Source organism: Alishewanella sp. WH16-1, assembly GCF_001441695.1.
Lineage (GTDB): Bacteria > Pseudomonadota > Gammaproteobacteria > Enterobacterales > Alteromonadaceae > Alishewanella > Alishewanella agri.
In genome coordinates, this window is the sequence record NZ_LCWL01000074.1 from 1 (window position 1) to 1,578 (window position 1,578).

Annotated in this window: 1 rRNA gene; it reads right to left on the reverse strand. The window is 50.8% G+C overall.

The features are described 5' to 3' along the window. Positions 1 to 1,447 (reverse strand): 23S ribosomal RNA (locus AAY72_RS06495); the annotation flags it as partial. Between the last annotated feature and the right edge of the window lie 131 nt (positions 1,448 to 1,578).

Here is a 1,578-nt window from a genome sequence, read left to right on the forward strand (position 1 = left end):
GGACTACCAACGCCGCGCTTGCCTAGCTTTCTCCGTCCCCCCATCGCAGTATTGGCCGGTACGGGAATATTAACCCGTTTCCCATCGACTACGCCTTTCAGCCTCGCCTTAGGGGCCGACTCACCCTACCCTGATTAGCATGGGATAGGAACCCTTGGTCTTTCGGCGGGGAAGTTTTTCACTCCCCTTATCGTTACTCATGTCAGCATTCGCACTTCTGATACCTCCAGCATGCCTCCCGGCACACCTTCGCAGGCTTACAGAACGCTCCTCTACCACTCATCCATAGGATGAATCCGCAGCTTCGGTGGATGATTTTAGCCCCGTTACATCTTCCGCGCAGGCCGACTCGACTAGTGAGCTATTACGCTTTCTTTAAAGGATGGCTGCTTCTAAGCCAACCTCCTAGCTGTCTATGCCTTCCCACATCGTTTTCCACTTAATCATCACTTTGGGACCTTAGCTGGCGGTCTGGGTTGTTTCCCTTTTCACGACGGACGTTAGCACCCGCCGTGTGTCTCCCGAGTAGTACTCACCGGTATTCGGAGTTTGCATGGGGTTGGTAAGTCGGGATGACCCCCTAGCCCAAACAGTGCTCTACCCCCGGTGGTATTCGCTCGAGGCGCTACCTAAATAGCTTTCGAGGAGAACCAGATATCTCCGAGCTTGATTAGCCTTTCACTCCAAGCCACAAGTCATCCCCTACTTTTTCAACAGTAGTGGGTTCGGTCCTCCAATTAGTGTTACCCAATCTTCAACCTGCTCATGGCTAGATCGCCCGGTTTCGGGTCTACACCCTGCAACTATTCGCCCAGTTAAGACTCGGTTTCCCTACGGCTCCCCTATTCGGTTAACCTCGCTACAGAATGTAAGTCGCTGACCCATTATACAAAAGGTACGCAGTCACCCAACAAAGTGGGCTCCCACTGCTTGTACGTACACGGTTTCAGGTTCTATTTCACTCCTCTTACAGAGGTTCTTTTCGCCTTTCCCTCACGGTACTGGTTCACTATCGGTCAGTCAGGAGTATTTAGCCTTGGAGGATGGTCCCCCCACCTTCAAACAGGATACCACGTGTCCCGTCCTACTCGTTTTCACTATAAAGGTGTTGTCGTGTACGGGGCTATCACCCTGTATCGCTCAGCTTTCCAGATGATTCCACTAACACCAATCTAGCTTAAGGGCTAGTCCGCGTTCGCTCGCCGCTACTAACGGAATCTCGGTTGATTTCTTTTCCTCGGGGTACTTAGATGTTTCAGTTCTCCCGGTTTGCCTCCTTAACCTATGTATTCAGTTAAGGATAGTGAGTAAACTCACTGGGTTTCCCCATTCGGATATCTACGGTTCAGCGCCTCTTACCGGCTCCCCATAGCTTTTCGCAGGTTAGTACGTCCTTCATCGCCTCTGACTGCCAAGGCATCCACCGTGTACGCTTAGTCACTTAACCATACAACCCCAAAATGTCTTTTAAAGTCGTACAGTGTGCTCGCGCCACAATCCTTCCGCTTGAGTTCGGAAGTATGCTTAGCTTGTTTTATTACTATCAGCTTGCCAAATTGTTAAAGAGCAGTTTGAGAT